General features: G+C 49.0%; 23 protein-coding genes. 11 read left to right on the forward strand and 12 right to left on the reverse strand.

Annotated features, from left to right (window positions below; genetic code table 11):
• The first annotated feature begins 81 nt into the window (after window positions 1-81).
• Window positions 82-459 (forward strand): rhodanese-like domain-containing protein, encoded by a 378-nt coding sequence (locus HMPREF0663_RS07740; RefSeq protein WP_004369841.1) that lies wholly within the window; start codon window positions 82-84, stop codon window positions 457-459.
• On the opposite strand, the gene HMPREF0663_RS07745 is transcribed toward HMPREF0663_RS07740, so the two are convergent.
• The gene (locus HMPREF0663_RS07745; protein WP_004369842.1) at window positions 460-1,308 is read right to left on the reverse strand and encodes a patatin-like phospholipase family protein; all 849 of its coding nucleotides are present in this window, start codon (window positions 1,306-1,308) and stop codon (window positions 460-462) included.
• A gap of 101 nt (window positions 1,309-1,409) precedes the next feature.
• On the opposite strand from HMPREF0663_RS07745, the gene HMPREF0663_RS07750 reads away from it, so the two are divergent.
• Window positions 1,410-1,727: a heavy metal-binding domain-containing protein gene (locus HMPREF0663_RS07750; RefSeq protein ID WP_016665240.1), complete on the forward strand. Its 318-nt coding sequence runs from the start codon at window positions 1,410-1,412 to the stop codon at window positions 1,725-1,727.
• A gap of 215 nt (window positions 1,728-1,942) precedes the next feature.
• Here HMPREF0663_RS07750 and HMPREF0663_RS07755 read toward each other — a convergent pair whose 3' ends face one another.
• Complete coding sequence (locus tag HMPREF0663_RS07755; protein WP_004369844.1) at window positions 1,943-2,770, reverse strand: hypothetical protein; 828 nt, start codon at window positions 2,768-2,770, stop codon at window positions 1,943-1,945.
• A 253-nt stretch (window positions 2,771-3,023) separates the two neighbouring features.
• Between HMPREF0663_RS07755 and HMPREF0663_RS07760 the strand changes: the two genes are divergently transcribed.
• Window positions 3,024-4,319: a retropepsin-like aspartic protease gene (locus HMPREF0663_RS07760; protein ID WP_004369845.1), complete on the forward strand. Its 1,296-nt coding sequence runs from the start codon at window positions 3,024-3,026 to the stop codon at window positions 4,317-4,319.
• Window positions 4,320-4,377: 58 nt separating this feature from the next.
• Here the strand turns inward: HMPREF0663_RS07760 and HMPREF0663_RS07765 are convergent, their stop codons facing one another.
• From HMPREF0663_RS07765 to lysS, 5 genes are all read right to left on the reverse strand, one after another.
• Window positions 4,378-5,232, reverse strand: coding sequence for a GYF domain-containing protein (locus HMPREF0663_RS07765; protein ID WP_004369846.1), 855 nt, complete (start codon window positions 5,230-5,232; stop codon window positions 4,378-4,380).
• Between the two features lie 193 nt (window positions 5,233-5,425).
• The gene (locus tag HMPREF0663_RS07770) at window positions 5,426-6,163 is read right to left on the reverse strand and encodes an inorganic diphosphatase (protein WP_004369847.1); all 738 of its coding nucleotides are present in this window, start codon (window positions 6,161-6,163) and stop codon (window positions 5,426-5,428) included.
• Between the two features lie 13 nt (window positions 6,164-6,176).
• The gene (locus HMPREF0663_RS07775) at window positions 6,177-7,532 is read right to left on the reverse strand and encodes a glucose-6-phosphate isomerase (RefSeq protein WP_004369848.1); all 1,356 of its coding nucleotides are present in this window, start codon (window positions 7,530-7,532) and stop codon (window positions 6,177-6,179) included.
• A 60-nt stretch (window positions 7,533-7,592) separates the two neighbouring features.
• Entirely contained in the window at window positions 7,593-8,588 is a 996-nt protein-coding gene (locus tag HMPREF0663_RS07780) for an NAD(P)H-dependent glycerol-3-phosphate dehydrogenase (protein ID WP_004369849.1), read from the reverse strand.
• A gap of 203 nt (window positions 8,589-8,791) precedes the next feature.
• Window positions 8,792-10,528 carry a lysine--tRNA ligase gene (gene lysS, locus HMPREF0663_RS07785; RefSeq protein WP_004369850.1) on the reverse strand — a complete coding sequence of 579 codons (1,737 nt, stop codon included), beginning with the start codon at window positions 10,526-10,528 and terminating at the stop codon, window positions 8,792-8,794.
• A gap of 268 nt (window positions 10,529-10,796) precedes the next feature.
• On the opposite strand from lysS, the gene HMPREF0663_RS07790 reads away from it, so the two are divergent.
• Window positions 10,797-11,732 carry a DMT family transporter gene (locus HMPREF0663_RS07790; RefSeq protein WP_004369852.1) on the forward strand — a complete coding sequence of 312 codons (936 nt, stop codon included), beginning with the start codon at window positions 10,797-10,799 and terminating at the stop codon, window positions 11,730-11,732.
• Between the two features lie 25 nt (window positions 11,733-11,757).
• Here HMPREF0663_RS07790 and HMPREF0663_RS07795 read toward each other — a convergent pair whose 3' ends face one another.
• The 4 genes from HMPREF0663_RS07795 to HMPREF0663_RS07810 form a co-directional block, all read right to left on the reverse strand.
• On the reverse strand, window positions 11,758-12,042 hold the full coding sequence (locus tag HMPREF0663_RS07795) for a hypothetical protein (RefSeq protein ID WP_004369853.1): 285 nt from the start codon (window positions 12,040-12,042) through the stop codon (window positions 11,758-11,760).
• A 180-nt stretch (window positions 12,043-12,222) separates the two neighbouring features.
• Window positions 12,223-12,765 carry an NUDIX hydrolase gene (locus HMPREF0663_RS07800; RefSeq protein WP_004369854.1) on the reverse strand — a complete coding sequence of 181 codons (543 nt, stop codon included), beginning with the start codon at window positions 12,763-12,765 and terminating at the stop codon, window positions 12,223-12,225.
• Window positions 12,766-12,784: 19 nt separating this feature from the next.
• Window positions 12,785-13,912 carry an AAA family ATPase gene (locus tag HMPREF0663_RS07805; protein WP_036875454.1) on the reverse strand — a complete coding sequence of 376 codons (1,128 nt, stop codon included), beginning with the start codon at window positions 13,910-13,912 and terminating at the stop codon, window positions 12,785-12,787.
• A gap of 154 nt (window positions 13,913-14,066) precedes the next feature.
• On the reverse strand, window positions 14,067-15,344 hold the full coding sequence (locus tag HMPREF0663_RS07810) for a BaiN/RdsA family NAD(P)/FAD-dependent oxidoreductase (RefSeq protein WP_004369856.1): 1,278 nt from the start codon (window positions 15,342-15,344) through the stop codon (window positions 14,067-14,069).
• A gap of 324 nt (window positions 15,345-15,668) precedes the next feature.
• Here HMPREF0663_RS07810 and HMPREF0663_RS07815 point away from each other — a divergent pair, with 324 nt between their 5' ends.
• From HMPREF0663_RS07815 to HMPREF0663_RS07840, 6 genes are all read left to right on the forward strand, one after another.
• Entirely contained in the window at window positions 15,669-16,088 is a 420-nt protein-coding gene (locus HMPREF0663_RS07815; protein WP_004369857.1) for a PaaI family thioesterase, read from the forward strand.
• Window positions 16,081-17,127 carry a chorismate-binding protein gene (locus HMPREF0663_RS07820; protein ID WP_004369858.1) on the forward strand — a complete coding sequence of 349 codons (1,047 nt, stop codon included), beginning with the start codon at window positions 16,081-16,083 and terminating at the stop codon, window positions 17,125-17,127. Before HMPREF0663_RS07815 ends, HMPREF0663_RS07820 begins: the two co-directional genes overlap by 8 nt.
• Window positions 17,120-18,766, forward strand: a complete 1,647-nt coding sequence (menD, locus tag HMPREF0663_RS07825) for a 2-succinyl-5-enolpyruvyl-6-hydroxy-3-cyclohexene-1-carboxylic-acid synthase (protein WP_004369859.1) — start codon at window positions 17,120-17,122, stop codon at window positions 18,764-18,766. The genes HMPREF0663_RS07820 and menD overlap by 8 nt, the downstream gene beginning before the upstream one ends.
• Window positions 18,767-18,840: 74 nt before the next feature.
• A complete protein-coding gene (gene menB, locus HMPREF0663_RS07830) occupies window positions 18,841-19,668 on the forward strand; it encodes a 1,4-dihydroxy-2-naphthoyl-CoA synthase (protein ID WP_004369860.1) in 828 nt (275 codons plus the stop codon).
• 34 nt (window positions 19,669-19,702) lie between these two features.
• Complete coding sequence (locus HMPREF0663_RS07835; RefSeq protein ID WP_016665238.1) at window positions 19,703-20,740, forward strand: o-succinylbenzoate synthase; 1,038 nt, start codon at window positions 19,703-19,705, stop codon at window positions 20,738-20,740.
• Complete coding sequence (locus tag HMPREF0663_RS07840) at window positions 20,719-21,705, forward strand: AMP-binding protein (protein WP_004369862.1); 987 nt, start codon at window positions 20,719-20,721, stop codon at window positions 21,703-21,705. Before HMPREF0663_RS07835 ends, HMPREF0663_RS07840 begins: the two co-directional genes overlap by 22 nt.
• A gap of 168 nt (window positions 21,706-21,873) precedes the next feature.
• Here the strand turns inward: HMPREF0663_RS07840 and aroB are convergent, their stop codons facing one another.
• Window positions 21,874-22,923, reverse strand: a complete 1,050-nt coding sequence (aroB, locus tag HMPREF0663_RS07845; protein ID WP_004369863.1) for a 3-dehydroquinate synthase — start codon at window positions 22,921-22,923, stop codon at window positions 21,874-21,876.
• Between the two features lie 240 nt (window positions 22,924-23,163).
• On the opposite strand from aroB, the gene HMPREF0663_RS07850 reads away from it, so the two are divergent.
• Window positions 23,164-26,127, forward strand: coding sequence for a TonB-dependent receptor (locus HMPREF0663_RS07850; protein ID WP_004369865.1), 2,964 nt, complete (start codon window positions 23,164-23,166; stop codon window positions 26,125-26,127).
• Window positions 26,128-26,232 lie beyond the last annotated feature (105 nt).

Here is a 26,232-nt window from a genome sequence, read left to right on the forward strand (position 1 = left end):
CTGCGGATGCTTGTTTACCTGTGGATGGGAGAATAACCGGAATTTTACCGGTATTATTATATCAACAAATCGAAGATAAAAATGAACAAAAGCTTAAAAACACTGCTTATGGGAATCTTGAGTTTGCTCTTCGGAGCGTGCACGCATCATGGCAATATCGAGTCTGTAGATGCCGAAACCTTTGCCAAGGCCATACGTGCAGAGCACGTACAACTACTGGATGTGCGCACTGAAGGGGAATATAACGCCGGTAGAATTGAATATGCCGTAAATGCAGACGTAATGCAACCCGACTTCTTGGACCGTGTATTGCCGCTATTTGTCAAAACAAAGAAGGTATATGTGTATTGTCGTTCCGGTAAACGCAGCATGAATGCCGCACGACAGCTCACGGCAAAGGGCTTCAAGGTGGTAAATCTTGCCGGCGGAATTATGGAATGGCAGAGCAAGAACCCCTGACTATCGGCTCAGGAACTTGCGGATAGCCGGCATATTCTCGGTGGCTATCCGTCTTCCCTCGCCGTATACCCGCTGCATTTCCGTAGGATCGTGGCTGGTATGCGATATCTTTATCTTGCTTTGGGGGCGTATTACTAAGGTGTTGCCTGCCCGTTCCTGCTGTTTTACGTAGGCCAGTTCTCGGTTGTACATGGCCGGTCTGTCGGCCATAGCCCGCAGAAAAGCAGGATACTTTCGCAACAATATCTTCATCAGCCACAGCAGAGAGCTCCGCTTTTTTACATATCCGTCGGGCTGAGTCAGCACTACTATGTTGCGTTCGTAGCCTATGTGTTGGAAGAATTCGAGCGGTATGGAGTCGGCAACTCCGCCGTCTAAAAGTTTCATATCCCTTATTTCGACCACATGCGATACCAATGGCATCGATGCAGAAGCACGTATCCATTCGTTACATTCGTAGGTATGTTGCATGAGTTTCTTATAAATAGGTCTGCCGGTCGTTACGTCTGTGCACACTGCATAGAACTCCATCGGGTTTGCATCGAATGTCTGTGAGTCGAATACATCCAGTTTATCGGGCAAATCATGGTAACAAAACTGCTTTCCGAACATGTCTCCCGTCAGCAAGAGCGACTTCCAGCTGCAATAGCGCCAGTCTTTAGCATAGCGTTTGTTATATCTTATCACCCTTCCGTGCTGCTTCGATTTGTAATTACAGCCGAATGCAGCGCCGGCCGACACGCCTATCAGACCGTCTGTCTGTACGTTGTTTTCCATCAATACATCGAGAATGCCGGCTGTAAAAAGCCCTCTCAATGCTCCTCCTTCGAGTACTAATCCGGTTTTCATGTTCTATTTTATAGTTGTTTTCGGGGCAAAAGTAAAATATTTTTCGTAGTTTTGTGCAGATTAAACAAAGTTTAAACATCAACTAAATAAAGCAAATGCGTATGATACTAACTACAACACCGACCATTGAAGGTTCGCAGATACGCGAATACAAGGGCATTGTAACGGGCGAAACCATAATAGGAGCCAACGTTATAAAGGACTTTTTTGCAGGTATACGCGATATTATCGGCGGACGGAGTGCCTCTTATGAGAAGGTATTGAGAGAGGCTAAGGATACTTCGTTACACGAAATGGAGGAACGGGCGGCCCAGTTGGGTGCCAATGCCGTGGTGGGTATCGATATTGATTATGAAACCGTGGGTAGCAATAGCAGTATGCTGATGGTAACAGTCAGCGGTACTGCCGTTGTTATTTAGTGCTCGTATCTGTGCAGTACCGATAACCTTTTTCTGCAATATGCATGTATGTTGCAAGACGTGTGAAATGCCTTGTAACAGTAAGCCGTATGCCTATGTCTGACAGGCGATACCTCTAACCGGCGTAGATATACGGTCTGTGTGTCTTAGAACGGGTATTCGTGGTGTGCAGAGCATGGAGAGAAGCGTGTTGAATGTTACATTTTAAAGCGTTATCAGTAGTTCTCCAAAGCCTTTTTCAACCGTTCTTTCTGCCGTATCTTTTTGCTCGATTGCAGATGAAAGAGCCTGCCGAAATCGAAAATCGGCATAACGGAGAACGATGTGTTCCATCTATGCATTACGGGATCGTAATACCTACTGATCATAGGTATTAGTGCAAACCACGAATTAACGCGTATCTTGGCGTACGCTCCATAACTGTTAGTGGGCGCAAATATCGATGTAGGACCGATATTCCTAACGTTCGGCACGAACGAACCCTGCACCCCGATGGCTATGCGGTTACTTATTTGATACTCGGCACCTGCATGGAATGCCGCCACATTGCTGTTCCAAATAAAATTCTGATACTTCCCAACCATGACGCCCCCGCTGAGTGTGAGGTTACTTTTATGGTAAATCAGGTCGAAGTTGGCCGTTATATTTTGCGATAACCCCAGCACTTGGTTGTACGAAGAGCCGGTAGAAAGGTTCAGGTTGGGGGCTATATGGTAAACGCCCAACTCATTTTTCAACGCTTCGGCATCGAAGTGAAAGGCGGGCGGCGGCGCTTTATCTTCCATAGGATTGGGAAGTGCGAACCGTTGAATGGCATAATCGTGGAAGTTTACCTCGGGAACATCTATCTTGAGCGGCTCGTTCTTCAGCCATTCTTGATACTCGCGGTCGAATTCCACGGCTGTAGAATCGTATTCGGATGGTACTGCTTTCCCATTTTCAGTGTGGAACTGTCTTCGTTGTTTGTCGATTTCCTGCGCCTGCACATAGTATGCAGGCAGGTAAAATGTGGCAATAATGTAAAATAACTTTGAGCAATGCATCTTCAATGGATGAGCTTTTGTTGGGCTGCAGCCTATCTTCTGCAATGGTAGAGCAAACCGAATGCAATGGAACTTGTTCCGTATTGCTGAGGTGCAGCCTATCTTCTGCAAAGTTAGATATTATCTTTATTGCGTATAGGTTACGGATGTTAATATTTTTTATTCGTGGTGTTATTTATTCCTACGGATTGTTTAATTGTGTAATAAATAACTTATCTTTGCGACGGTCTGCGTGTAAAACATGGGTTTATAGATGGTAAAGAAGTGTTATCGGTTGCTTTTGGCGTTGTTACTTACGGTATGGAGCCTCGGTGTATGTAGTCAGAATGCCGACATAACGGCCTCTGAACTGATTGCAGACGGCCGTTGGTTCGAGTTGAAACGGCATTTCGATGCGCATAAAGACAGTATGAGCGCCCCTTTAAGAGACTATGCAAAGGCGTGGGTGTATAGTGCTTTCGATAACAGGCGGGCGGCTTGTCGGGCTATCAGGTACTTGCTAAGGCACCGAGCCGATGCGTTGACGCCCGATACATACCTGCGATTGGTGCAGGAACTGGCCTGTGTGCTCCATCGGGATGGGCGCGATAAGCAGGCTGCAAAGGTTTTTCGGCGATACTGCAGGCAGGGAGTAGCGGGTGCAGACTCATCGGCTGTGGCTGATAACCGCCGTTATGAGGCATTGTACAAAGCCTATGCTGCCTGCCCGCAGAAAGTCTTCAAGTGCCACGGAGATGCGGTTATCCCGTTTCGGTTAGACTCTGTAGGCAGCGCGGGGCATGCATCTGTCGGCGTTATGATACCCGCCCGACTGAACGGAACGCTGCTTACGGCGTGCTTCGATACGGGTTCGAGCGCAAATGTGCTGTCGCTCCGTTTGGCACGGCGGTTGCACCTACGCCTTACGGATGTGCCTGTAAAGGTGGATGGGGCAAGCAGAATAGAGGGACGGATGGCCTTTGCCGACAGTTTGTCGATGGGAAATGTTGTGCTTAGGAATGTGCCGTTCTATGTGTTCGATACCCCTGTATCGGATGCAGAGAGTACTTATAACCTCGCTCATTTGCAGTTTATCTTGGGTATGCCGTGGATGGAAGCGCTCGGAACGGTGCATGTACGGCTGAAAGACCGTGTAATTGTTTCGCCTGCATGGCAGCCCTTGTGCTACGAGGAGCCCAACCTGTGTTATTCATTGTCGGCCCGCGTGTTGAACACCCGACTGCAGCATGCCGATTATACATTCGAGGCAGTGCCCGATTTCGGTGCTTCTCATACCGTTTGGGGGCGTGCTTTCATGGATTGTCACCGCGATTATGTGCTGGAATACGGTCGCCGTAAGAATGTTGTTTACGGCGGATTGGGCGGAATGAAAGAGGGTATGGAGTATGTATTGCATGGGTTCGATGTGCAATTAGGGTATCTGCGCCATACGTTCCCTGCGGTTCCGGTGTTCGAACAAGAGGCGGATAATTTGCTCGGGATGGATTTCTTCTGCTGCTACCGCGAGGTGGTGTTCGACTTGAAGAATATGCTTTTGTCGGTATATTGAACAAAATAAGACGCATACCTGTAGCTTTCAGGTATGCGCCTTGTGTAAGATACGAGTGTCAGTCGTTGCCTTTGATAAAATCGATGATGTCGTCTATCACCTTTCCGATGCCTTCCGAAGTGGTGCTGTCGGTCTGTTCGTCGACCTTATCTTTCACTATTTTGTCCACCGAGGTTACTATCTTGTCGCCCAAGCCATTGTCTTTATCGGCGGTTTCCGTATCGGCCGAGTCGTTTCCGCTGCCTTTCATGGCGCCTTGACGGGTACTTTTGCCGAAGAAATTACCCTGCTGTTTCTCCATCAGTTCTATCATATCGTCCGAATCGGCGGTAAACACGTGTCCCATAAAGCCATAAGATGTGGTGTACGAACGGCCGTTCCATCGGATTGAAGTAGTAGAACAAACAAGATAGTTGTGGTATTCGAGCAGGTTATTCATGGCGGTTTCTATCATTCCGCCTGCAATCAGCTTGTTGAACATGGCTATTCCAGCTGCGAAAATGTTGCTGTCTTCGCTTGTTTGATGGTCGATAACCTTTACCAATTGCTCCTTGATGATATCCTTATGTGTCTGCTTCGACGGGTTTGTAAATAAGCAAATCAGCAGTAAGATACCTAATAAAACGCCTGCAATTGTTATTTTTCTGTGGCGTCTGTGGTGCTTCTTGATGTCTTGTATGGGCATGGTTTGCAACTCAGACGGTGGTTCTACGGGCGGTCGATAGGGAGGTGGCACGGTTGTCTGGGCGGTATTGTAGAGAAATTGCTTAAGTTCGTCTACTTTCCATGCCGGAGTCCAGTCTGTCATACCCTCTGCCCAAACCAGCGTGTCGGAGGGTATATGCTTGTCGCGCAGTTCGTCTACCGAGAACGGACCTTGCTGTTCGTTGTTTTCAATGATAAAATATTTCATGTCGTTATTTATGAATGGTAGCTTCGTGCGGTGTTTCTGGCGAACGGGGAGCTATGCCTTAAAGCAGGCGTGGCTGCCGAGTGTGCCAGACAGATGTGCCGTTTAAGGCCGATAGGTATGCCGTTTAGGGCCGATAGATGTGCAGTATATGTTTAATGGAAAGCCGTCTGTCGGCAATAGGGCATGAGAAGAGCTACGATAAATCGAAATTTGCGGCCAATAGGTCCCATGCCTCTTTGAGGTCGGTCATCTTCTTAAAGAGGAGATTTGCACCTTCTGCGGTCAACGAGGCATCGGGTAAAGGACCGCTGTTTACGGCTATGGTGAAGATATTTGCCGATACGCCGGCCCTAACTCCCATAGGTGCGTTTTCTACCACTATGCCCTGCCACGGCTGCAGGTTGCCTGCTTTCTGCAAACCCATTAGGTATGGTTCTGGTGCAGGCTTTCCCTGTTGCACATCGTAGGCAGTTACGATGCAGTTCTCGTTTACAAATTCCTTGAAATCATGGGCCATCCGTTTGATGAGAGTGTGCTGTGCGCTGCCGGTAACGATGCCTATTTGCAGGCCTTTTTGCCTGATCTTGCGCATCAGTTCCGTTACTCCGGGCATGACAGGTGCCGTGGGCAGCAGGCCGAACACGCGTGCTTTCTCATCGTACATGCGCTGTGCTTCGGCTTCATCGATATCTTTGTTCTGCTGCTGTTTTACGAGTGTACGGATCGTATCCACGCCGCGCATGCCCTCCGTGGCGTATGCCTCGCGGGCCGACATGCGTATTCCGTAGCCTTTCATTGCCTGCTCCCACGCCGTTGCATGGTTGGGCATGGAGTCGTAGAGCACACCATCCATATCGAAAAGCACGACTTTTGGGGCAAACGTCTTGTAGTCGTGCTTTTCTAAATAGGCTGTTATTTCTCGGTTATACATGCGTTATAACGGATTATTCCTGTGCAAGTCGCTCTTTTATAGCCTTGCTTTCGGCCTCGTATCCCGGCTTGTCGAGCAGTGCAAACATATTCTTTTTGTATGCTTCTACGCCCGGCTGATTGAACGGATTGACGCCGAGAACGTTGCCGCTGATACCGCATGCGATCTCAAAGAAGTAGATCAACTGCCCGATATAGTACTCGTTAAGCTCGGGAACACTGATGCGTATGTTCGGTACACCGCCGTCTACATGGGCAAGACGTGTGCCCAATTCGGCCATTTTGTTCACTTCATCAACACGTTTCCCTGCAAGGAAGTTCAATCCGTCTAAGTTCTCGTCGTCGTGGGGGAACAACATGTTCCGGTTAGGGCGTTCTATGCTGATCACTGTTTCGTAGATGGAACGCTCTCCTTCCTGTATCCATTGGCCCATAGAGTGCAGGTCTGTCGTGAAATCACATGATGCCGGAAAGATTCCTTTGTGGTCTTTACCTTCGCTCTCTCCATACAATTGCTTCCACCACTCGCTCATGTAATGCAGCTTGGGCTGGTAGTTAACCATGATTTCTATCTTCTTTCCCGCCTGTGAATAGAGTGCATTCCGCACCGCGGCATACTGTGCAGCGATGTTATTCTCGAAAGATACGGCCGGCGAAGTGGCTTTTTCCATGTCTACAGCGCCTGTAATCAAGGCTTTGATATCATATCCGGCGCAGGCAATGGGTAGTAGTCCCACCGGTGTGAGCACCGAAAAGCGACCGCCGACATTATCGGGAATAACGAAACTCTTATAGCCTTCTTTGTCTGCACAGGTGCGTGCGGCGCCTTTTTTGGCGTCGGTAATGGCTACGATCACATCCTTTGCTTCTGCTTTACCGCGTTGCAATTCGCATTGTTTCTTCAATAAACGGAAGGTAAGAGCCGTTTCAGTGGTGGTACCCGACTTGGATATGTTGATTACACCGAACTTCTTGTCTTTCAAGAAGTCGGTAAGTTCGGCGAGATAGTCCTCTCCTATGTTGTTTCCGGCGAACATAATCGTCGGATTTCTCTTATCGTTAATGAGCCAAGAGAATGAATTTGCGAGCGCTTCTATTACCGCACGTGCCCCGAGATAGCTACCCCCGATGCCGGCAACCACTATCACTTCACACTTTTCACGCAGTGTTTTGGCGCATTCTTCTATCTCTTCGATGAAAGCGGGTGTAACGGATGACGGAAGATGAAGCCATCCCAAAAAGTCGTTACCCGGGCAAGTACCCCTCTCAAGTGCTTCTTGTGCGGCTTTTACCTGTGGTGCATAAGCCTTCACGGTGTCCTTTTTCAGGAATTGTGCGGCCTTTGTAATGTCTAAGCTGATACTTTTCATTGTTGTTGTTTATTTTAAATGTTTGACGTTCTTCTTATACCTGTTCCTGTTATACGGGCCTTATCGGAAAGAATCAGTCAGTAGTTTAATCTCTATTTCGGGGTTTATACGTTCGTAAAGAATATTGTATATCGCATCGAGGATGGGCATATTCACGTGCATGTGGCGGTTGATTTCCTTCATACACTTGGTACCGAAGTAGCCTTCGGCTATCATCTCCATCTCGATTTGGGCACTCTTAACGCTGTAACCCTTGCCGATCATCGTGCCGAAAGTGCGGTTACGACTGAAATTGCTGTAGCCTGTAACGAGTAAATCGCCAAGGTATACGCTGTCATAAACGCTCCTCTCGATGGGATGGATGGCCGTAAGAAAGCGAGACATCTCCTGAACTGCATTCGACATGAGTACTGCTTGAAAGTTGTCTCCGTACTTCAAACCGCTGCAAATGCCCGCGGCTATGGCATATACATTCTTCAATACGGAGGCGTATTCGATACCGATAACGTCGCTGGAAGTCTTTGTTTTGATGAAATCCGAGGAAAGTATGTCTGAAAAAGCCTGTGCCTTCTCCACGTCGGAGCAACCTATGGTAAGGTAAGAGAGTCTTTCGAGCGCCACTTCTTCTGCGTGTGAAGGGCCTCCGATGACGGCAAGATGGTCGTTAGGCACGTCGTATACCTGATGAAAATACTCGGAACAAACGAGGTTTTCATTAGGTACAATGCCCTTAATTGCCGTTATGATGAACTTATCGTGCAGGTCTGTCTTTAGTTTGTTGAGGTGGTTTTTCAGATAGGGCGACGGCGTAACGAATACAAGCGTTTGGTATGCGTCGACTATCTTGTTGATATCCGACGACATGAACAACTCTTCGATGTTGAAATGCACGCTTGTCAGGTAAGCCGGATTATGCCCCAAGCGCTTGAAGTCGGCTATCCTATCGTCGCGACGCATATACCATCCGAGGTGATGAGTGTACTTCACCACGATCTTGGCAATAGCTGTAGCCCAGCTGCCTCCTCCGATTATCGCTATTTTACCTATGTCGAACATCCTATTTATTAAAGGTAGAAGGGTGGAACCTTAAAGGTAAAAGGGTGAAAGGGCAAAGGGGTAAAAAGGTTTTTGCATATCTTTTCCAAGAATAGAGCGATAAACTTTTAAGGATAAAGTGCCTCTGAAACTCTTTTACTTTTCTATCTTTTTGCTCTTTAACCTTTTACCTCATCTCTTTACTCCTTTACTCTTTTACCTTTTCACCCTTTCTCTGTAGCCTTGTCGATCCATGTCTGGAACTCTTCTACCTTGGGGTTATCGTAGCCCAACTTATATTTTTTGTTGATTCCGCATACCTCCATCTGGAGTTTCTGCGCCTTTTCGTCTTTAATATCCGATACAAGATTGTAGCCTGCCTTATTGAAAACGGGCACCCATTTCTCGGGTATACCGATGGCTTTCCATTCTTCTACCGAGCTTTTGGGTATCTTCTTCTCCGGCTTCATCTGCGGGAAGAAGAGCACTTCCTGTATGGTTGTCTTGCCTGTCATGAGCATTACGAGGCGGTCGATGCCTATTCCGATGCCCGAAGTCGGTGGCATTCCGTACTGTAGAGCCCGCAAGAAGTCCTGATCGATCACCATTGCTTCGTCGTCGCCCTTATCGGCCAGCTTCATCTGTTCGACGAAACGTTCCTCCTGATCGATGGGATCGTTCAGCTCAGAGTATGCGTTTGCCAACTCTTTACCGTTCACCATCAATTCAAATCTCTCGGTAAGACCGGGCTTAGAGCGGTGCATTTTCGTCAACGGAGACATCTCCACGGGATAATCGGTGATGAATGTAGGCTGGATAAACGTGCCTTCGCAGAACTCTCCGAATATCTCATCGATGAGTTTTCCCTTGCCCATAGTGTCGTCGATACCGTCCATTTCGAGCTTTTTACAGATACTCCGTATTTCCTCTTCGGTCTTTCCGTTAAGATCGTAACCGGTTTTTTCTTTAATTGCATCGAGTATCGGCAACCGTCGGTAAGGCGCCTTAAAGCTCACGAGTTGCCCGTCTATCATCTGTTCAGGTTTGCCATTCACGGCGATGCAGATGGTTTCGAGCATCTTTTCTGTGAACTCCATCATCCAATTATAGTCCTTGTATTGCACATAGAGCTCGATACAGGTGAACTCGGGGTTATGTGTACGGTCCATACCCTCGTTGCGGAAGTTCTTTCCAATCTCGTAAACGCCCTCAAATCCGCCCACTATAAGGCGTTTAAGATAAAGCTCCGTGGCAATTCGCATGTACATATCCACGTTCAAGGCATTAAAATGAGTGATGAAAGGCCGTGCACTTGCGCCGCCTGCAATGTTCTGCAACGTGGGCGTTTCTACCTCTGTATAGCCGGCATCATCAAGTATTCGGCGCATTGTACGCAGTATAACGGCGCGTTTGAGGAACGTTTCTTTTACGCCATCGTTTACAACTAAGTCTACATAACGCTGCCTGTATCGCAGCTCGGGATCGTCGAAACGGTCGTAAGCCACACCGTCTTTATACTTTACAATGGGCAAAGGTTTGAGCGATTTGCTCAATACAGTAAGGCTTTTTGCATGCACTGATATCTCTCCGGTTTGTGTTTTGAACACGAATCCTTTCACTCCGATGAAGTCGCCAATATCGAGCAGTCGCTTAAAAACCGTATTGTATAGCTCCTTGTTGTCGCCCGGACAGATGTCGTCTCGTGTGATATACACCTGTATACGGCCCTTCGAGTCTTGCAATTCGGCAAAACTGGCCTTGCCCATCACACGTCTTGTCATCATTCTTCCGGCTATCACGACCTCACGTTCGTCGCCTTCTTTATACTCGTTCTTTATATCTGTGCTGAATGCATTCGTAGGATATTCGGCTGCGGGGTAGGGATCGATGCCCATAGCGCGTAATTCTTGGAGACTTTGGCGGCGCCCTATCTCCTGCTCACTAAGCTCTAAAACGTTCATATTTATTGTGTATATTTATCTTGATCGATGATGCAAAATTACGAAATTATTCCGAACAAGCCTATTATTTTCATATTTTTATAGGAACAGCGTCGGCAAGGAGCTCCGACAGACCTATGGTGTAAGGGGCATAGGGCAACGGTCTAAGCCGGACAGGTCTGTGGTGTAAGGCAAATAGATGTGCCATGCAAGACCGGCAGGGCAATGAAATAAACCGCATATTTATTTTGTCATTTTGTGGAGTTCGCGTAACTTTGCAGCCCGAAATATGGCATATTTAGGCGAAATAATATCCTTGGGTGTGGCTTTCTCGTGGACGATAGCTGCCCTATCCTGCGAGGTTGCGGCCAGAAAGCTGGGCGTTGTGGTAACCAATGTGTGGCGCATGCTGCTGGCACTTGTGCTTTCTATGTGTCTCATGTGGTGGGTTACGGGCTCTCCGATGCCCGTTTATGCGCAGTTGGAAGCATGGTTTTGGCTGCTTCTTTCGGGTGTAGTGGGCTATTTCTTCGGCGACTGGTGCCTCTTTAACAGTTATCTTACCATCGGTTCTCGGTACGGACAGCTCTTCATGACGCTTGCTCCGATGTTCACAGCCATTGCTGCTTGGGCCCTATTGGGGCAGCATCTGAATGCGGAAAGCATGGTGGCTATGGCCGTTACACTGTTGGGAATTGCCATATCGATACTTAGTCGTGGCGAGGGTAAACGTATGTCGTTGCAGCTTCCGGCCAAAGGTGTATTGTTCGGAATTGGTGCAGGTATCGGGCAAGGACTGGGCTTGGTGTTGAGCAAGATAGGGCTCGATCATTATACGGCCGATGTGCCTGTGGGCGTTCTTCCGCAGGTGGAACACATCTTGCCGTTCGGTGCAAACCTCATACGTTGCGTAGCCGGCCTTGTTTGTTTCGGCATCTGGCTCATTTTGAAGGGCGATGCAAAGCGTTTTGCCTGCGGGGGCGCCAACGGTAAAGCTATGGTTGCGCTTGTTATAGCGGTACTTTCGGGGCCGCTCATCGGTGTGGGTTTCTCGCTTATGGCGGTGCAATATACGGCTGCGGGCATAGCAAGTACGCTCATGGCTACCACGCCTATCATTATTTTGCTGCCCTCTTATTACATGTTCCATCAGAAGATAACACTCAAAGGCGTAGTAGGCGCGGTTATTTCTGTGGTGGGCGTGTCGCTTTTCTTCTTGCTTTAAAGAGCGAAAGAGCAGGGATGAATGATTAGCGAGGAATGGTTGTACCGTGGATATTTTGCCGAAGTACACCCTTTTCCCCGTATGCCAGATTGGTGTAGAAGCCGTGCATCCAAGTCTTAAGCAGTGAATAATAGACATGATTATCATCGGAGTTACGGGCGAAGCAGAGCATATAAGTACCGTCATTCATATTGTTATAATAGAATGTTTCGCCCTCGTATTCCCGACTTTCGTTGTTATTAAGAGGAATACCCACGGCGGTTAAGTCTTTCGGGGCTTCTCCATGTTGGGTTTTGTAAGCCTCTATCAAGGCGATGATACGGTTGCCTTTCGCTTTCGTGCGGGCTACCTATGTCATGTTCATGTAGGCGATATAGCCGACAGCTAAACCGATAAGCACGGCTATACTGATGAAGATTTTCCTTTTCATGAACGGTTGATGCAGTTTCTATGCATAATCTTCAGATCATTGCCGTGCGGTTTTGCAGCGTTATTTCGTTGTGGCGAAGTACTTCCACAGCGGGGCTACCATCAATGCCTGCCGGAACTCGCCGGCCTGCAGCATGGCAAGAACTTCGCTGCGTGGCGTGGGTATCACCTCTATGTCTTCGCTTTCGTCGAGATGTTGCCCCGAGACACGCTCCACACCCGTGGCAAGAAAGCAATGACAACGGTTGGTCATCAAGCCCGGATTGGGCATTATAGTCATGATATTTGTCCATTTACCGCCGCTATACCCCGTCTCTTCGAGCAGTTCACGCTTGGCCGCGTCGAGCGGTTCCTCACCTCTTTCGATCACACCTGCACAGATTTCTGTCGATACTTCGCCTGCCGCGTGGCGCCACTGATGTTCCAGAAGGATGTTGCCTTCACGGTCTTCGGCAATTACATTTACCCAATCGGGGAATTCCAATACATAAAATTCATCGAAAACCTTACCGTTCGGCAGCTCTACTTTGTCGCGTCGTGCCGTGAGCCAAGGCCGTTTAATGAGGTAATCCGACTGCAATGTCTTCCATTTCTTAATAGCCATATGGTGATATGTTGAATGATTATGCCTTTTCTTTGAGCCACAGACCGAAGAAACGGTCATAAACTATGTAGCCTTCCGGTTTATGATAAACCAGCTGTTTGTCGGTAAGAGCCTTCAAAGCCGTTCTGACTGAGCTCACCGCACGCAGCCTGTATTTCGATATAAACTCGTGTGCAAAGGGCGAATATACGCACTCTTCTTTGGCTATAGCCTGCAACAAAAGGGCTTGGAGCTCCGTCAACGAGGCATAGAAGCTCTGGAAAACGCTCTCTTGTTCATCGGTTAACTCGCGTATAAGTCGATCTACGAGCGTTGTGTCTATCGTTTCGTTGTCGTATTGGTAGGCTCTGTTAAGGATAGACTGTACGTACCACGTAATTCCGTCTACCTTATTATATAGATAGGCGAAGCATTCTTCGGAGATAGCCCTATGCTGTTTGCGGAAAAAACGGTTGGCGAATTCGCGGTATTCCGCACGGTCGACGCTGTCGAGGTGCATGATTTGCGAGCTTTGGAAGAACGGACGATTGGCCGAGGTGAACATTTCTTCCATGATATGTTGCATGCTTCCCGAAAACACAAAGTACACATTCGGCAGAAACTGTATGTAAGAACGAAGCTCGGCCTCTATGCCTTGGTCGGAATAATTGAGTATCTGTTGGAATTCATCGATAGCAACGTAGCACCTTTTCCCTGAAAGTTGCATGTATTCAAATATCTGCTTGAGTGTTTTGGTAGCCTCTGTAGGCTTGATATCCAGTGAAACCGAGGGTAATCCAGTTAGCTGATCGAACGAGATAACAGGCCTCCAACTGCCGAAAAACTCGGTGATTTTCCGCATTGCCCCTTGCGTATTCGTGTCGAGTCTGCCCAAGATAGTACGTGCAAACAGCTGTACCATCTGCCCTAGGTTCTTGGTTGAAAAGATGTCTATATAGAAACAACGGGCGGTAGGTTGCGATTTGGCGATCTTATCGAAAGCATGTAATATCAATCCGGTCTTGCCCATGCGGCGCTGGGCGATAAGTGTAACGTTCCTTTCGTTATAAAGTGCCGTGATCATTCGTTGGGTTTCGTCTACACGATCGCAGAAATAATCGGCGCCCTTGTAGCCGTATATCACGAACGGATTATTCAGTTCTTTCATACAAACATGGTGTATATTTACGTTGCGCAATTTACGCAATTTCTTTAAAAATACCAAATATTCCCGTTGTTTTCTCGTTTTGTTACGGTTATATACGTAAATAAGATGGGATAAAAAGTGTTTTCTTGGGCGATATGCTGCCTGCCCGAGTGGCTTATACCACTATGTTTTGCCCCACGACATAACCGGTTGTCCACGCTGCCTGCAGGTTGAAGCCGCCCGTGATGCCATCTATATCCAAGATTTCGCCTGCAAAGAACAGGTGCGCACAGTGCTTACTTTCGAGCGTGTTCATATCTATATTGCTCAAACTTATACCGCCGCACGTCACAAACTCATCGCGGGACGAGCCTTTGCCCGTTACTTCGTAAACGTCGTTTGTAAGCGCTTCCATCAATCGGTGGTTGTCTTTCTTGCCCAGTTCGCCCCATCTTTTGTCGGAAGCAATGGCGGTTCGTGCCAACAGATGTAGCCACAAGCGCGACGGGATGCCGAAAGGACGGATGGAAGACAGTTGCTTTTGTGCATTTCTGACGGCCGTTTCCTGCAGATATTCTTCTATTTCGTTCATGTTATATCTGCCGATCCAGTTCACCGAAAGCGGGAAACGATAGCCGCGTTCACTGATGATACGCGCGGCATACGACGAGAGTTTCAGTATTGCGGGGCCGCTCATGCCCCAATGGGTGATAAGAAGTTCGCCCGCGGTGCGCATCTTTGTCGACGGTATGGATACCGCCGCGTGCTCCACAACAGTGCCCATGAGATTGCGAAGTGCCTTGTCCGTTACATTGAAAGTAAACAAAGAGGGTACCGGCATTGCTATTTCGTGCCCCATATCGGCCAGATATTGCACACTCGAGAGGCGCGGAGAACCGCCCGTAGTGATGGCTATACGGTTGAAAACCAGTGGTTGTTGCTCCTTGAAATGCAGTTCGAAATCGCCGTTCCCGAGCTTTTTAAGTGCAGTGAGCGTGTGTTGTATGCGTATTTCTACGCCTAATTGTCGCGCTTGCGCGGTAAGACAGTCGGTTACGCTGTGCGAGTCTTGCGACCGCGGAAATACGCATTGGTCTTCTTGTGTGGTCAGTGCAACGCCGTTATCTTCGAACCATTGGTAGGTCGAAACATAGTCGAATGTCTTGAAGAGACGCTTCATCAGCCTAAAACCGCGCGGATATACCTGCTTCAGGTCGGTAACATCGGCAAACGAGTTGGTAAGGTTACAGCGCCCACCTCCCGAAACTTCCACCTTTGCAAGTACTTTCTTCGCCCGTTCGAATACCGTTACACGGGCTTCGGGCAGTCTGCGTTTGGCGGTTATGGCAGCAAAGAAACCTGCTGCGCCGCCACCGATAATTGCGATATCGAGCATGTATGAGTAGTGAATTTGTTGGAAATATATTTCCTGCAAATGTAGGCAAAAAGCCATAAATACACAAACATTTATGGTTGAAAGCACTGTTTTTTATTGCTTTTTCATGTAGCTATAAGCATCGGGTATACAGAGTCGGTAAGATAGATATATAATGTAAGCGCCTTACATTGTAAATTTAAGCCGCTTACATCTGCAGTCTATGGACGACAAATGGTATATATGTCTCATATAGGATGGCAAAAGTGCTGCAATAACTGGTATAAAAATGATTTGCAGAGGGTATGTATATTAAAATAAAATACTATCTTTGCAACAAATAGATGGCTCCTCGGCCCTCTGTAATAGGGTGGCAGGACGCTGATATTTAATTTAAAGACTATGAATGTAGATAGGATCAACGACCTGATAACACGGCAGGAAGGACTGTCGACCACGCTCGGTATGGAGTTTATTTCGACACCTGAAGACGATACATGTATGGCCCGTATGCGGGTGAACGAACGTAATCGCCAGCCGTTCGGCTTTCTTAGCGGCGGTGCATCGCTGGCCTTGGCGGAGAATTTGGCAGGTGTAGGCAGCATGTCGCTGTGTCCCGACAAGATTTGCGTGGGCATCAGTGTGAGCGGGAAGCACGTTAGAGCCGTGCTGGAAGGCGATACAGTGACGGCATATGGCAGACTTCAGTTCAAAGGACATACGCTCCACGAATGGCACATAGATATTAAAAACAGCAAAGACGAACTGATTTCCACCGTTCAGGTAACCAATTACGTCATTCATCAAGACAAAGATGAGTAGTTATGTGATGTTCCGACTGCCCGAAGCTGCGGAGTATTCCGTCGTCAGACTGGCTGCCGACGAGCCTGAAAAGTTGTATTCGGCGGGCGCGTTGAGCGGTAAGAGCGGTTTTGTTTTTGCTCCTTTCTTTCCTTCGCAAGAGCATCCGGTTCTGTTGTTTGCCACAGATGAAATCTCTATATTGCCGCTGCCGCCTGCTGAAATGCCCCAAGCAGGCCAGACAGAGATAGTATGCCGTAACGACGGGCGCAGGCAGTATGCCGCAGACTTTACCCGCTTTCATCGAGAATTAGCGGCAGGCAATTTCGCTAAGCTCGTGCTCTCGCGGTGTTGCGAGGTGGAAACAGCGGTCTCGTTATCGCCGGAAACCCTTTTCATGCGTGCCTGTCATCTCTATCCTTCCATGTTTGTGGCATTGATATCTGCCCCCGAAAGCGGCACTTGGTTAATGGCAACGCCGGAGATATTGGTAGAAACAGCAGGAACGGAATACCGCACCATCGCCCTTGCAGGTACCATGAAAGGCAAACGGGATGCGGTGGATTGGAGCCTTAAGAACCGCGAAGAACAGCGGTATGTGGCAGCTTATGTCCGCGAATGTCTAAAAGATATCGCCGCAGATATTACGGAGCAGGGGCCTCAGACGGTACGGGCGGCAGACCTGTTGCACCTGCGCAGCGACTTTACTTTCCGCCTGAACGACGGACAAACGATAGGAAGTCTGCTCGAAGCCTTACATCCTACGCCCGCCGTATGCGGACTTCCGAAGGATAAGGCGCGCCGTTTCATCCTTTCAAACGAGTCTGTAGCGCGTGAATATTATAGTGGTTTCGCCGGTATAACGGGTGTCTGCGGCACCACGCAGCTATATGTAACCCTGCGATGTATGCAGATCGACGGCCGTAAATGCAGGCTCTATGCCGGCGGCGGACTGCTTCCAAGCAGCACAGAGCAGCAGGAATGGGACGAAACAGAGGCCAAAATGCAAACGATGATGCGCTGCCTATGTGCGGAACAGAATACGGAAAACGATGTATAGCAATAAGGAAAACGTAAATATACTTACGGCATTGCTCGCCTGTCATGGCGTCAGAACGGCCGTGGTGTGCCCGGGTTCGCGCAATGCGCCTATCGTGCACAATCTGAACGAGTGCCCTCTGATAACCTGTTATGCCGTTACCGATGAACGTTCGGCGGGCTTCTATGCCCTCGGTATGGCACAGGTGCTGGCCATGCCCGTGGCGGTTTGCGTTACTTCGGGTACAGCCTTGCTCAATTTGTCGCCTGCCGTAGCCGAGGCATATTATCAGCATTTGCCCCTTATCGTTATCTCTGCCGACCGTCCGGAGACATGGATAGGTCAGCTTGACGGGCAGACTATGCCGCAAAGAGATGCCTTCGGGCGCTTTGTGTGCAAGGCTGTATCGCTGCCGGAACCGCAGAATAACGATGACAGATGGCTGTGTAACAGGCTTGTAAACGAGGCCTTGCTCGCCTCGATGCACCGTGGAGGCGGGCCGGTACATATCAATGTGCCCATCGGAAAGCCTTTGTTCGAGTTTACAACGTCCGAATTACCCCGACAGAGGGTAATAAAACGTATCGAAAGCGTAGCGGATACCGGCGCTATGGGCGATGTTGTTCGGGCTTTCAGTCATGCTCTGCGCCCGATGATCGTTATAGGTCAGCAAGACAGAGCGGCTGCCGATGCTTGCGAGGAGTTGCTTGTTGAACTGCAATCCTTGCTGCCTGTGCTTTACGAATGCTTGGGAATGCCCTCTTCTTCGTTGCTCGATCTGCACATAGAAGGCGCTTTGGATTTGATAAAAGGCAACGAAGAGCCCTATCTGCCCGACTTTGTTCTGTACATGGGCGATGCGCTCATCAGCAACAGACTGAAAAGTTTCTTGCGCAAGGGCAGAGGTCTGGAGGTGTGGGCGGTATCGCCCGACGGCGACATACACGATTCTTTCATGGCGCAGACGGGCGTTATCGAAGGCAAATCTTGGGAGGTTTTAAGCGTTATCCGTACCGCCTTGCAGTCGGATAAGTCGATCTGTCCCCATCAGGAACAAAGAGTATTTCTCGAACGTTGGAAGACTGTCTTGGACAAAGCCTATCTCCATGCGCATAACACGGCCTCTCCGTTCTCGGAACGCGGCGCTTTAGAGTGCTTCTTCGATGAACTTTATCTGCATACATCCATAGACTACGAACTTCAGGCGGGCAACAGCATGGCGGTGAGACTGGTGAATGAGTTTGCCGAGGAGCACGTTTGTTGCAATCGGGGAGTAAACGGAATAGAGGGAAGCCTGTCTACTGCGGCCGGTATGTCGGTGGTATCAGGGCGGATTGTGTTCTGTGTAATCGGCGATTTGAGCTTCTTTTACGACCAAAATGCACTGTGGAACGGCAATTTAAGGGGCAACCTGCGCGTGTTATTGCTGAACAACGGCCGCGGTGGAATATTCGACCGATTGCCCCATTTGGACGAAAGTGCGGCGAAAGAGCCGTATGTTGTCGGCGCTCACCATACCTCCGCGCAGGGCATTTGCATGCAAAATAACGTGACATACCTGCGGGCCGGCTCTTACAAAGAGATGGACGAGGCGCTGAAAACATTCATGCAACCGACGGCAGACCGTCCGATCGTGTTGGAAATATCGTTCGGCGGATAGAGACAAACTTATGGTATAACGCCGATAGGCCTATGGCATAACGTAAATAGACATACAGCATAATAGAAACAGATATGGCACATAGAGAATGGAAACCGATAGAAGGTTTCGACTTTAAGGAAATCCTGTTCGAGCAATACGGCCGTATTGCGAAGATTACAATCAACAGAGAACGTTACCGCAATGCCTTTACACCGCTCACGACATGGGAGATGAGCCGTGCTTTCTCGTATTGTCGAGAGGCGCAGGATGTAAGGGTAGTATTGCTGACCGGTGCCGGCGACAAGGCTTTTTGTGCCGGAGGCGACATGCATGTGAAAGGTAGAGGCGGCTATGTGGGTACGGATGGCGTGCCCAGATTGAACGTGTTGGACGTACAGATGCAGATACGACGCCTGCCGAAACCCGTTATAGCTATGGTAAACGGCTATGCTATCGGCGGCGGGCACGTGCTTCACGTGATGTGCGACCTTACGATAGCGAGCGAAAATGCCGTCTTCGGGCAGACCGGACCTAAGGTGGGTTCGTTCGATGCAGGCTTCGGAGCGTCGTATCTGGCACGTATCGTCGGTCAAAAGAAGGCGAGGGAAATATGGTTCATGTGCCGTCAATATACGGCACACGAGGCAGAGAGCATGGGTATGGTAAACAAAGTAGTGCCGTATAAGGACTTGGAAGACGAATGCGTGGCATGGGCAGAGACGATGATCGAACGGAGTCCGCTTGCTCTGCGTATGATCAAAGCCGGACTGAATGCCGAGTTAGACGGACAGGCCGGCATACAGGAGCTTGCCGGAGATGCCACCATGCTTTATTATACCATGGACGAAGCACAGGAAGGCGGCAGGGCTTTCTTGGAAAAACGTAAGCCCGATTTCGACCAATACCCGCAGTTTCCATAGATAAACATTTGGTACGGAGCTTATAGAAATGCCGATGAATTACGATATATCCGTTTCGGAACGCACGTTCCACTTCAAACAACCGGCGGGAACCTCGCGGGGTGTGTACACTACACGCCACAGCTGGTTCTTGGAGATGACCTCTCCGCAGCTGCCGCAGGTAAGAGGTATCGGCGAATGTGCGCCCCTTCTGCAGTTGAGTTGCGATGATATACCGGAATATGAACGTATATTGAAAGACGTCTGCGGCATGGTTTGCCGGACCGGAAAGATAAGCGTAAGCATGCTGCGCCCATATCCTTCGATGCTTTTCGGGCTGGAAACGGCGTGGCAGAGCCTGCATGCAGGTGGCACGAAACTGTTCGATACCCCTTTCGGTCGCGGCGAAGAAGGCATTCCCATCAACGGTCTGGTATGGATGGGCACATACGACGAGATGCTTGCACGCATCGAAGAAAAGCTGCGGATGGGCTTCCGTTGCATTAAAATGAAGATTGGAGCGATAGAATTCGATAAGGAAATGGCACTTATCCGCCACATACGCGAGCGTTACACTAAGGAACAAATAGAATTGCGTGTGGATGCCAACGGCGGTTTTACGCCCGACGAGGCCTTGAAAAAGCTCGAATTGTTGGCCCGATACGATATTCATTCCATCGAACAACCCATCCGTCAGCACCGGTGGAACGACATGGCAAGGCTGTGCAGAGAGTCGCCTTTGCCCGTTGCCTTGGACGAAGAACTCATCGGAGTGAACCTTCCGGCGATGAAAGAAGCACTGCTCGACACCATCAGGCCGGCTTTCATCGTGTTGAAGCCCTCGCTTCACGGAGGCATGTACGGTACGGAAGAGTGGATCAGAATAGCGAGGGAACGAGGCATAGGTTCATGGATAACGAGCGCGCTCGAAAGCAATGTGGGGCTTAATGCCGTCGCCCATCTGGCCGCCAAGTTGTATGGACCGGCGATAAACCTGCCGCAGGGCTTGGGTACAGGGGCGCTTTTTACTGACAATATAGAAATGCCGATTGCGATAAAAGGCGATAAATTATGGTTCTCAGCGAGTTCTTAGACGAATGGAACGACCGTTCGGCAACGTTGCTTGTGCATACAAGCGGTTCTACCGGTAAGCCCAAACCCATACGGGTGGAGAAGAAACGCATGGAAGAGAGTGCGCGCATCACCTGTAGCTTCTTGGGATTGCAGCCCGACGATACGGCGCTGTTGTGCCTGCCGTTAGACTATATCGCCGGAAAGATGATGGTTGTGCGGGCTTTGACGTGCGGTCTGAAGCTGATAGAAGTACCCCCTGCGGGCCATCCGCTGGCGTGCTTGGTGGGCAAGGGGCGGCACATAGACTTTGCAGCTATGGTTCCTATGCAGGTATATAATAGCTTGCAGGTGCCCGAGGAGCGCAAACTGTTGCTGACAATACGCCATCTGATCATCGGAGGCGGTGCGATAGACGACGCTATGGAGCAGCAGTTACGTACGTTTCCGAACGCTGTATGGAGCACATACGGCATGACCGAAACACTTTCGCATATCGCCCTGCGACGGTTGAGCGGTGCGGAAGCAAGCCTGTGGTACACGCCTTTCGAGAGTGTAAGGGTGGGTTTGAACAAAGATAATTGCTTGGTGATAGACGCACCACGGGTATGCAACGCCGTTCTGACGACCAACGATGTTGCCGAGATGGCCGAAGACGGGCGACATTTCCGTATCATAGGGCGGAAAGATAACGTGATCGACAGCGGCGGCATTAAAATTCAAGCTGAAGAGGTGGAGCGTCTGTTGCGCCCATACATGCCGGAACCATATTTAATAACCAAGCGGCATGACGGCGAGTTCGGCGAGGCGGTAGTGCTGCTTGTGCAATCTGCCGGCGTTGAACGGGTGCGTGAGGTGTGCCGGAGGGTGCTTCCGAAATACTGGCAGCCGCGCTGTATCTTGTCTGTAAGTGCCATTCCCATGACACAGACGGGCAAGCCCGACCGCGCGCGAGCGGAACGTATGGCCTCTCGAGGGGAGGAGTAAGGACGATGATCCCCCTCTAACTCTCCCCTGTAGAGGGATTTGGAGGATGGCTGATATTGCAAATACCTTTCTTACATTGCCTATCTATGCCCGATAGGATGCCTGTCTGAGTTCGACGGGTGCACGGTTTACGGGAATTACGTATGGAAAGCGTTTGCGGAAGGCACACTATTCGCCCTCGCGATAGAAGTCGAATGTCTCTTTTATTTCGTCTTCCGTGGCCGTTTGATCGATTTTTATTTCTCCGATATCGCTTAGCAGTGTGAAGTTGATAGAGCCCGTTGTGTTCTTCTTATCGTGGTGCATCAGTTCGATAAGTTCGGCATAGTCGTCGCACGTAAAGTCTAACTTACCGTAATATTCCTTGATAAAATTAACGGTCTGTCGCATTTTATCGGTGGGAAAGCCGGCTTTTACAGCGCTTAGATACAACTCGCAAACCAGTCCGTAGGCCACCGCGTAGCCGTGGAGTATAGGTCTACGACGGAGAGACCACGCCTCAAAGGCATGTCCGAAGGTATGTCCGAGATTTAATGCCTTACGGATACCCTTTTCGAGCGGATCTTCTGTTACTATTGTTTCCTTAACTTTTACCGATTCGGCAACCATCTGTTGCAGTTGTTCGAGGTCTCTGTCGGCGATATCGAAGCCTATCAGCTGCGCCCACATGGCTTGATTGCTGATGAGTGCGTGCTTGATCATTTCGGCATATCCGCTGTATATGTTCTTATGATCGAGCGTTTGCAGGAATTCAGTATTCAGAATAACAAAGCGAGCATTGCAGAATGTTCCGATTTCGTTCTTCAGCCCGTTGAAGTTGATGCCGGTTTTTCCGCCCACAGAGGCATCGACCATGGCCAGCAGGGTGGTGGGGATGTTGATGAAATCGATGCCCCTTTTGAAGGTAGAGGCTGCAAATCCGCCCAGATCGGTTACCATGCCGCCACCCAAGTTGATAAGACAAGAGTGGCGGGTTGCACCGCCTTCGGCAAGCGCCTGCCATACCTGCGCGAGCGATTGCAGGTCTTTGTGCGTGTCGGTGGCGCCGATTACGATTGGCAGGGCGTTCTTCAGTACGAAGAAATTACATACTGCGGGCCAGCATTTCTTGTAAGTTACGGTGTCTGTAAGCACGAAAATACGGTCGTGTTCGCATTCCGAAATGGCAACGGCAAGGTCTTGTTGAAGATTTGGGGAAATAAGGATATTCTGCTTCATAATCGTTCGAACGTAAGAAAATACGATGACAAATATACGAAAAAGATGCTTTCGTGGAACATAAATGGCAGGTTTTCTGCAATATTTCCTTACAGATTGCGCACATAAGACTGCAAATGTGCAAAAAAATGAGATGCAGATAGAAAAAATATTCGTCGTAAATATTTTTATCGTGCGGTTTAAACTATTCCGACGTTCAGCCATCTAATAAAATGTGGATATAGGAAATTTCGACATAAAATGAAAAGAACGCTCCTCTTTGCGGTGCTGTTCGCGATGGCATTCGTAGCGGTGTCGGCGCAGAACAGACAGATTACGGGTACGCTTGTTGACAAAGATACTAAAGACGCAATGGTGCAGTCGACCGTGCAGTTGCTGAAAACAGACAGCACGTTCGTAACCGGTGCCATCTCTGATGAGAACGGGAAATTCAGGATAACGGCACCAGAGAACGGCAAATATCTGCTGAAGATATCGAGTGTAGGCTATTCTACCACGGTTAAACAGATAGAATTGGCGGCCGATAAAGACCTTTCGTTGGGCACGATAGATATGAAGGTCGATGCTGTGATGCTGAAAGGAGCTACCGTGATGGGGCAGGCAATGAAAGTAACGGTAAAAGAAGACACCTTTATATATAATGCCTCGGCCTACAGGACGCCCGAAGGATCGGTGGTGGAAGAACTTGTAAAGCGGCTACCCGGTGCACAGATAGACGATAACGGCAAGATAACGGTGAACGGCAAGGAGGTGAAAAAGATATTAGTTGATGGGAAAGAGTTCATGACAGGCGATACCCAGACGGCACTGAAGAACCTTCCGACATCGATTGTAGACAGGATAAAAGCCTATGATGAGAAAAGCGACTTGTCGAAAGTGACGGGTATAGACGACGGAAACGAGCAGACCGTGCTCGATTTCGGATTGAAACGGGGCATGAACCACGGTACTTTTTCGAACGTAGACCTCGCTTTAGGCACGAAAAACCGCTATGCCGAACGGCTTATGGGGGCTTATTTCAACAGCAAGTTCCGCGTGATGCTCTTCGGAGGAGGCAATAATACCGGCGATATGGGGTTCGGCGGACGAGGCGGAGGGTTCGGTCGAGGACGCAATGGGCTCAATGCAAGCAAGATGATCGGTACGAATTTCAACTATGAAGAGAAAGACAAGCTGAAGATTGACGGCAGTGTAAGGTGGAATCATTCTGATGGCGATGTAAGTACAAAGCGTTCTTCGGAGAACTTTGTCAGCACGGTAGGTTCGTTTTCTAACGGTCTTAATCAGAGTTATACCCGCGGAAACCGGTGGAATGCGCAGATGAGATTGGAGTGGCAACCCGACAGTATGACCGATATTATGTTCCGTCCGACGGCGAGTTACAGTACTAACGATGGCAGCGGATGGGGTATGTCGGCTTCGTATAACGCCGATCCGTACCTCTATGTTGCCGATCCGCTCTCGGTAGCATCTATAAACAGGTTGGCTGCCGATAGTCTGATGGTGAACTTGCGTAGCAATAATTCCGTTACTTACAGCAGTAACAAGCAGTTCGGGGGGATGCTGCAATACAATCGCAAATTTGGAAATATGGGAAGAAACGTTACGTTGAGGCTTGATGGGAGTTACAGTGAGAGCAACAGTAAGAGCTTTTCGGCGAGCAATGTGCACCTGTATCAGGTGAAAGACAGGCTGGGCAACGATTCTACTTATCAGACCAACCGCTACAATCTTATGCCCGTGAAGAGTTGGAACTACAGTGCGAAGGCTACTTATAGCGAGCCTTTGTGGCGCGCAACATTCCTTCAATTCAGCTATCAGTTTGCCTATAGCTACAGAAAGAGTGACCGCTCGACATACGCTTTCAGCAATCTGGGCGAACAGTTTTTTGCCGGTATCAGTCCTGCTTACCGTAACTGGGACGGGTACCTCTCGCGTCTGCCCCGTCCGTATGAGAGTTATCTCGATACTGATTTGAGTCGTTATTCGGAATACAAAAACTACACGCACGAACTGGAAGTGATGTTCAGAATGATTCGAGAGAGATTTAATTTCAATATAGGTGTGATGTTGCAGCCGCAGAAGTCGCATTTTATACAGAATTACCAAGGTGTTAGCGTAGATACTACGCGTACCGTAGCCAACTTTACGCCTACCCTCGACTTCCGTTACCGTTTCTCTGAGGTGAGTAATCTGCGCATCAATTATCGCGGAACCACATCGCAACCCGACATGACACAACTGCTCGACATTACCGATGATAGTGATCCGTTGAATATTTCGAAGGGTAATCCGGGGCTGAAACCATCGTTTACCAACACTTTCCGTTTCTTTTACAATAACTATACCCAAAACCACGCACGGTCTATGATGGCACATCTCAATTTCAGTACCACTCGTAATAGCATTAGCAATAAGGTGACATACGACGAGACCACGGGTGGACGTACTACGCAGCCCGAAAATATCAACGGTAACTGGGACTTGAACGGCGCATTCATGTTCAACACGTCTGTAGATTCTGCCGGCTATTGGAATGTCAATACTTTTACTAATCTGGGCTATAACAACTATGTAGGTTATTTAAGTATTGATCGCACGGCCGGTTCACAGAAAAACGTCACCCGTTCATTGACCATCGGTGAGCGTTTGGCAGGCAGCTTTCGCACCGCATGGTTAGAGGTTGAATTAGATGGAGGATTGAATTATGTGCACTCTCGCAACCAGTTGCAGAGCTCGAGCAATCTCGATACGTGGCAATTTTCTTACGGATTGAACATCAACCTGACGGCTCCGTGGGGTACAAGTCTTACAACAGACATTCACGAAAACAGCCGCCGAGGTTATAACGACCGTTCGTTAAACACTAATGAACTTGTGTGGAATGCCCAATTTTCGCAGGCCTTCCTGCGCAGCAAAGCCCTTACATTGAGTTTGCAATTTTATGATATCTTACGCCGACAGAGCAATTTAAGTCGTACGATCGATGCCATGCAGCGCAGCGATACCGAATATAACAGTATCAATAGCTACGCCATGCTGCACGTTATTTACCGTCTGAATATCTTCGGTGGCAAGAGTGGAGGAGAACATCGTCCTGATTTCGGTCCTCCTGATGGCAGGCGTGGCGGACGCAGGGGCGGTCCGGGTGGCTTCGGTGGGGGAAGACCGCCGCGCGGAGGCTTTTGCGGGCCGATGATGTAGCTTATTCTATTGTACGAATTTACTGTCATATCATCAACAAAAATATACTTTAACCATTTGATATTTAATTGTTCTCTTCTGTTTTTAATGGTATGACGGTAAAGT

Origin of the sequence: Hoylesella oralis ATCC 33269 (assembly GCF_000185145.2) — a bacterium.
GTDB classification, from domain to species: domain Bacteria; phylum Bacteroidota; class Bacteroidia; order Bacteroidales; family Bacteroidaceae; genus Prevotella; species Prevotella phocaeensis.